Annotated in this window: 6 protein-coding genes; 2 read left to right on the forward strand and 4 right to left on the reverse strand. The window is 39.4% G+C overall.

Features of this window, described 5'->3' with window-relative positions; genetic code table 11:
- Together EGI31_RS13880 and EGI31_RS13885 are read left to right on the forward strand one after the other, a co-directional pair.
- A partial coding sequence (locus EGI31_RS13880; RefSeq protein ID WP_255037829.1) for a transposase occupies window positions 1-395 on the forward strand: 395 nt, incomplete at its 5' end.
- A gap of 128 nt (window positions 396-523) precedes the next feature.
- On the forward strand, window positions 524-985 hold the full coding sequence (locus EGI31_RS13885) for a contact-dependent growth inhibition system immunity protein (RefSeq protein WP_255037830.1): 462 nt from the start codon (window positions 524-526) through the stop codon (window positions 983-985).
- A gap of 405 nt (window positions 986-1,390) precedes the next feature.
- Here the strand turns inward: EGI31_RS13885 and acs are convergent, their stop codons facing one another.
- The 4 genes from acs to EGI31_RS13905 form a co-directional block, all read right to left on the reverse strand.
- A complete protein-coding gene (gene acs / locus EGI31_RS13890) occupies window positions 1,391-3,283 on the reverse strand; it encodes an acetate--CoA ligase (protein ID WP_255037831.1) in 1,893 nt (630 codons plus the stop codon).
- A gap of 14 nt (window positions 3,284-3,297) precedes the next feature.
- Window positions 3,298-5,205 (reverse strand): propionyl-CoA synthetase, encoded by a 1,908-nt coding sequence (locus EGI31_RS13895; protein WP_255037832.1) that lies wholly within the window; start codon window positions 5,203-5,205, stop codon window positions 3,298-3,300.
- 10 nt (window positions 5,206-5,215) lie between these two features.
- Entirely contained in the window at window positions 5,216-5,602 is a 387-nt protein-coding gene (locus EGI31_RS13900) for a response regulator transcription factor (protein WP_255037833.1), read from the reverse strand.
- A gap of 11 nt (window positions 5,603-5,613) precedes the next feature.
- Window positions 5,614-7,356, reverse strand: a 1,743-nt coding sequence (locus EGI31_RS13905) for an ATP-binding protein (RefSeq protein WP_255037834.1), incomplete at its 5' end; no start/stop codon positions are given.

Here is a 7,356-nt window from a genome sequence, read left to right on the forward strand (position 1 = left end):
AATTGGCAACAAGTATAAAGGGAATAGGAAAAATAGTGTGTTTATGGGTAATTGTATATTCCAGGAACTTTTCAGAGGAATTTAATGCTCGTAAATTTGCCTCTTTGGCAGGAGTTGCTCCATTTGAAATAAGCTCTGGAAGTAGTATTAACGGTGGTTTTCACGTCAATTGTTATTCTCATAAGCAGCTAAAAGGCATTTTTCATATAGCAGCAATGGCAGCCATACGGTTTAACCCGCAAATGAAGGAATATTTTGACCGAAAGAAAAAAGAAGGAAAGAAAGGTTTTGTGGCAATGAATAATGTGAAAAACAAATTGATTCATCAGATGTATGCAGTTGTAAGAACTAAAACACCTTTTAATCCAGAATATGTTTATAAAAGAGCAGCATAATTTTAAAGAAAATATTTGGATTTAAGTTAGCTATCGATGGTTCCACCATGGTTGCGGCGAAATTCGAGTTTTACTCGAAAAACGATTACTTATTTTTCCAAAACCATCAGAAAAAAAATTCTTTTTCCATGATTAAAAGAGATTGTTCAGCATTATTATTTAACAATGATTTGTATTTAATAGTGCAAAAAGGTACAGAGAGTCTTTCAATCCCTACTGAAAAATTTTACAAATTGAGTATTCTAGATAATTCAAAATATATCGGCTCTTTAGTGAAAGAAACACTTTATTCATATATTCCAGACCGAACTCGATTGGGTCGAGAAGATTGGAAAAAAGCAGATGATACACTTTTAAAAGCTGTAGAATTTAAAACCGTAAAAAAACTTTTTGATTCTGTGAAAATAGTTAATATCTTTTCGCGAGATAATAAACTTATACTATTACCATACAAAAACTCTGGATATAACAAATCTGGATCTAAATCAATCGATGATAAAATGATTACAACAGATTTGGAATCAGTAACAGATTTTGAACTTGGTGAAATGCTTAAACAAGCCTTTGAAATTGCAACTCTTGAAGTGTAAAATTGACATATTAAAAAAAGTTGGATATATAGTCATACTTTTAACCTGGCTCTACAATGGTTCCACCATCGATGTAGTTACTTTCGAGTTTTACTCGAAAAACGAATACTTATTTTACTAAGGCCAACACGAAAATTTCTTTTGTAGCTCAAGCCAATATATTCGAATAAAAACCAAGAGTATCCATTTAGAAAAACTTGTGTTTTTTGTTCAATTACTACCTTAATTTGCCTTTGTAATGAAACAAAAAAGACTGAAAATTGCCTATGTAATGAAACAAAAACATCATGTAACCTATTTACATTCAGGACTTTATAAATTAACATAAAATTCACCCTAAAAAATAAAAAAAAATCGAAGCCCAAACAGACTCCGATTTTTATAAAAAATTCTAAAATTTATAGCTCAATACCCAGCTCCTTTTACTATTTCCTCCACTACAGTTGGGTCGAGGAGTGTTGAAATATCTCCGAGGTTTTTGACGTCGCCTTCAGCTATTTTTCTAAGGATACGCCTCATGATTTTGCCTGAACGCGTCTTTGGTAGGCCTGACACAAACAATATTTTGTCTGGCTTGGCTATTGGTCCTATTACACGTGTGACGGTCATCAGTATATCTCTTTTGGTCATCTCGGGATCTTCCGGTGTTTCCTCGCAGATGATGTAGGCATAAATTCCTTGCCCCTTGATATCGTGCGGATAACCCACCACGGCAGATTCTACCACCCCAGTATGCATATTGAGGGCGTTTTCCACCTCTGCTGTACCTATTCTGTGGCCAGAAACGTTAATCACGTCGTCTACCCTACCCGTTATTTTGTAATAACCGTCTTCGTCTCTTTGACAGCCGTCACCTGTGAAATATAAGCCTGGATACGTAGAGAAATAAGTCGTTTTGCAACGTTCGTGGTCGCCCCAAGTGGTTCGTATAATCGATGGCCACGGGAATTTTATTACCAAGTTTCCGTTTACGCCATTTCCTTCAATTTCCACACCATGCTCGTCTACCAACATTGGCTGAATGCCTGGTAAAGGTAATGTCGCAAATGAAGGTTTGGTTTTGGTGATTCCGGCCAATGGCGAAATCATGATACCGCCCGTTTCAGTCTGCCACCAAGTATCTACAATCGGGCATTTGCCTTTACCAATGTTGTCGTTGTACCAATGCCATGCCTCCTCGTTGATAGGCTCTCCTACCGAACCCAATACCTTCAATGAACTCAAATCTTTTTCTTTGAAATATTCATCACCAAAGCCCATTAATGACCTGATGGCCGTAGGTGCGGTATAGAAAATATTCACTTTGTGTTTATCGATAATATCCCAGAAACGGCCAGCGTCAGGATATGTTGGTACGCCTTCAAACATCAGTGACTGTGCTCCTGAAGCCAAGGGGCCGTAAATGATGTAAGAGTGGCCGGTAATCCAACCCACGTCTGCTGTACAGAAAAACACATCACCTGGATCGTACTGGAATACATTCTGGAAAGTGTAAGTACTGTAAATCATGTATCCTCCACAGGTATGCACCACGCCTTTGGGCTTGCCTGTAGAACCCGAAGTATAGAGAATAAACAATGGATCTTCTGAATCCATTTCTTCGGCTGGGCAGTCGGCACTTACGAGTTTCACCTCGTGTTCCCACCAAGCGTCACGGCCTTTGATCATCGAAACGGGCGTGCGGGTATGTGTAGCTACAATTACCTTTTTCACTGACGGACAGCCGATTAAGGCATCGTCCACGGTGTCTTTCATCGGTACATGTTTCGCTCCACGAACGGCACCGTCGGTGGTAATGACCATTTTACACTGGCTGTCGTTGATACGGTCAGCGATAGATTGGGCCGAAAATCCACCAAAAACTACCGAGTGAATGGCTCCAATTCTGGCACAGGCTAAAACGGCAATGGTCAATTCTGGAATCATTGGCATATAAATACACACAATGTCACCTTTGACTACACCGTTCTTTTTCAGCACATTGGCGAAGCTACAAACTCTATCAAATAATACCTTATAAGTCAGCGTAATAGACTCCTCTGCAGGATCATTTGGTTCCCATATGATTGCTGGCTGATTGGGTTTATTGTGTGCATGGCGATCGAGGCAATTCTCGGTGATGTTCATCTTGCCGCCTTTAAACCACTTGACATCGTAATTATTAAAATCCCACTCTAAGACTTTTTTCCATGGCTTCTTCCACACAAATTCTTGGGCTACTTCACCCCAAAAACTCTCGGGATCTTCTACGCTTTCTTTGTAAGCTTTCTCGTAATCCTCAAAACTTCTAATTCTCATTGATGTATTTTTATTTAAAATTGTTTTTTCGAAACTAAACCTATGTAATTATTCTGCAAAATCACTTTTAACTCTTCCAAAATGGCTGGGTCGTCTATTGTTGACGGCAGCGTAAATACCTTATCATCAGCTATCATACGCATGGTTTTTCTTAAGATTTTGCCTGAGCGAGTCTTGGGTAATCTCTTGACAATCACCACAGTTCTGAACGCTGCCACCGCACCCACTTGAGCCCGCACCAAGGCTACTAAATCCTGTTGAACCTCCTCTCCAGAAATGGTAGAAGTATCTTTCAAAACCACCAATCCCAAAGGTTTTTGACCCGTTAGTTCGTCTTCGATACCTATGACGGCACATTCGGCAACGGCGGTATGGCTACTCACAATTTCCTCCATTTCGCCTGTAGAAAGTCTATGACCTGCCACGTTGATGACATCGTCAATTCTACCCATTATGAAAACATAGCCGTCTGGATCAATATACCCACCGTCACCAGTCAAGTAGTATCCAGGAAACTTCTCCATGTAGGATTCCTGAAAACGCTCGTCGTCGTTCCAAAGTGTAGGTAAACAACCTGGTGGAAGTGGCTCTTTTATACACACAAAGCCCTCCTGATTGGGTCCTAACACCTCTCCAGTTTCGTCAAGAATCTGAACTTCGTAACCACAAACGGGTTTCGTAGCTGAGCCTTCTTTTACCGGAAATTGCTCCACGCCCATCATATTGGCCACTATCGCCCAGCCGGTTTCTGTCTGCCACCAATGGTCGATGATGGGTTTTTGGGTAATTTCTTGAAGCCATTTCAGGGTAGATGGGTCGCATCTTTCACCAGCCACAAAAATAGTCCTTAGACTCGATAAATCGTATTTCTTCAGATATTCTGATTCGGGATCTTCTTTTCTAATGGCCCTGAAAGCCGTTGGAGCCGTGAAAAAGATATTTACTTTATACTCTTCTATCATTCTCCAAAACGTACCTGGATCGGGAGTTCTGACTGGTTTTCCTTCAAAGAATACAGTGGTGCAACCTGCTATCAATGGTGCATAAACAATGTAGGAATGCCCCACAACCCAACCCACATCAGAAGCAGCCCAAAATACATCACCTTTTTTGGCATTGTAGACATAATCCATAGAAAACTGCATAGCTACTGCATGGCCGCCATTGTCTCTAACAATACCTTTTGGTTTACCTGTGGTGCCCGAAGTATACAGAATATAGAGTGGGTCAGTCGCATTTACCTTAACACAATCGGCTGGCTCAGCAGCATTTACCGATTCTTCAAAGTCAAAATCGAATCCTTCTTGAAGCGAACAAATGTGCATTTCTCTTTGCAAAATAAGACAAGCACTAGGCTGATGTTCAGCTTCTTGTATTGCATTTTCTAATAGCGGTTTGTAGGGAATAATTTTATCAAACTCAATACCGCAACTGGCCGAAATGATGACCTTGGGTTTGGCATCGTCTATTCTGATGGCCAGTTCGTGCGGAGCGAATCCACCAAAAACTACTGAATGAACGGCACCCAAACGTGCACAAGCCAACATGGAAAAAGCTGCATCGGGCACCATGGGCATGTAGATGATGACCGTATCACCTTTTTCTACGCCTTTATCACGCAATGCTCCTGATATTTTAGAAACTCTTAGTTTGACTTCGTCGTAAGTATATTTTCGCTTGGTATTTGAAACAGGAGAATCATAAATCATGGCTACCTCACCACCCTTCCCATCCTTAACATGCTTATCAACAGCCAAATAACAGGTATTCAGCTCACCATCGGGATACCATTTATAATAGCCTTGCTTGTCTAAGGTCAAAACGGTTTTTGGGGCTTTGTACCAAGCAATTTTAGCTGCTTTTCGGCCCCAAAATTTACCCCTTTGTAGGATACTTTGTTGATAAAAATGATTGTACTCCATTTTAATATTTTTACAACATGTCTGTTGCTATCAGATTTACTTTTTTGATTAACTCTCTGGTAGAGAAAGGCTTCGGAACGTACAAATCGGCACCCAGTTCATAACCGTGTTCTATTTCTGTTTCCTTGTTTTTGGCACTTAAGAAAACTACTTTGGGGGCTTTATTTTTGAAATTCGTCTTGACATAAGAACAAACTTTGTAACCGTCCACATTGGGCATCATAATGTCCAAAATCATAATGGACGGTTGCTCCAAATCAAACATATTTATGGCTTCCTGACCATCCCTGGCAATCAGAACTTTGTAGCCTTCTTTTTTAAAAAGAAACTCTAGCGACATCAATATACTTGGTTCGTCGTCGGCAATTAGTACCTTAAGTTCATTTCTTTGAATCATAACCTCTGTGTTTAAAACGGAAAACTAACCATCACTTTGGTGCCTTTATCAGGCACGCTATCGAGTTGAATATTTCCCTTGTGAATTTCAACTATTTTTTTTGTTATAGAAAGTCCTAAACCACTTCCTTTTTCTTTTACAGCTCTTTGATTATCAGCCTGATAAAATTTTTCAAATATCCTAGCTTGCATTTCCTGCGGAATACCCACCCCATTATCTTCAACCGTAAAAATCACTCTATTCTTAATGGTATCTACACTCAATAACACCCAACCTTTTTCAAGTCTTGAAAACTTTATGGCATTGGATAATAAATTAATAAGCAGCTGAATTAGCTTGTCCTCGTCTGCTTTAAAACCAGTTACTTCTTTGTGGATAAACCTTTGGAGTTTTACGTTTCGCTCTTTGGCTAACTCTTCCATTCTTAGGAAAACGGTCTCTATAAGGTGTGGAATGTCTATGTTCTTTTTGACTAACTTGTGTTTTCCAGACTCGTATTTTTCTAAATCCAAAACCTGATTTACCAAACGGCTCAGTCTATCTGTTTCGTCGATGATGGTATTGAGAAAAACCTTTTTTTGGTCAAAGTCTAGATCTTCGTTGTCGTAAATTATCTCTGAAAGAGCCTTAATCGAAGTTAGGGGTGTTCTTATTTCATGTGTTACAGTGGTCAAAAATTCGTTTTTGATGCTGTCCGATTTCTGTAATTTTTCGTTAGTATTTTTTAGTTCTTTCGAAAGTTTTTCGAGCTGTTGTGTTTTGTTTTTTAGTTCTTGGTTGTCTTCCACAATTTTTTGAGAACGTTTCAAAACCTCCAAAATCTCATCGATGCTTACGACTTCTTCTTTGGTGATAGAAGCCACCAACATCCTAGCCGTAGAAGTACCAATTATGCTGCTAATGGTATTTTCCACATAACTCACCAATTTAGGATCGGCAATAGAATCTTTGAGGTCGATGTGGTTTTTTCGTGCAAAGTCCTCCAGTTCTTCTTTGGCCTGCATACTGCCAATAAAACTCACCAAAAGCTCTATCAAATGCTCATTTCGTGCTTTTCCTTTCCAAAGCAGAGATTGACCGTCTTTGTTAGAATATTTGAAAACATCAACAAACAACAAGGCCTGTTTGGCCTCCGCCGGGGTGACTTCTGTGCACATAGAAACCACAAAAAACATGATTGAATTGATCAGTAAGCTCCAAAAAGTGGTATTGGAAATGTCATCAAAGCCCTGAATTTTAAAATGTGCAAAAAACTCAAAAAAAGCAGAAACGGAGCTATTAAGGTAATTACCCGTTGCGTCGGTTAGTAAAGAGGGTAAAATAAGCGAAAACAACCAAATAATGAAACCCGATAATAGCCCAACCAAAGCACCAGTTTTGGTGGCCCCTTTCCAAAAAATACCACCCAAAATTATTGGGCCAAATTGACCAATTGCCACAAATGCAATCAAACCAATAGATACCAATGAAAAATAACTGGCCACGGTTTTGTAATAAAAAAAGCCGAGAAGAACTGTCAAAATAATAGCTCCTCGACGAATCCAAACCGCAAAATTGATGATACGAAAAGTGTATTTTTCTTTAAATCTTTTGTTTTCCAATAAAGCCGGTAAAACCAAACTATTGGTGAGCATGGTGCTGATAGCAATAGTTTCTACGATAATCATACCCGTTGCAGCGGAAAAACCACCGATATAAGCAATAAGTGCAATGACATTGGCAGAAACACTCAAAGGCAGCTCAATCACGTAATT

Origin of the sequence: Lacihabitans soyangensis (assembly GCF_024343775.1) — a bacterium.
Taxonomy (GTDB): Bacteria; Bacteroidota; Bacteroidia; order Cytophagales; family Spirosomataceae; genus Leadbetterella; species Leadbetterella soyangensis.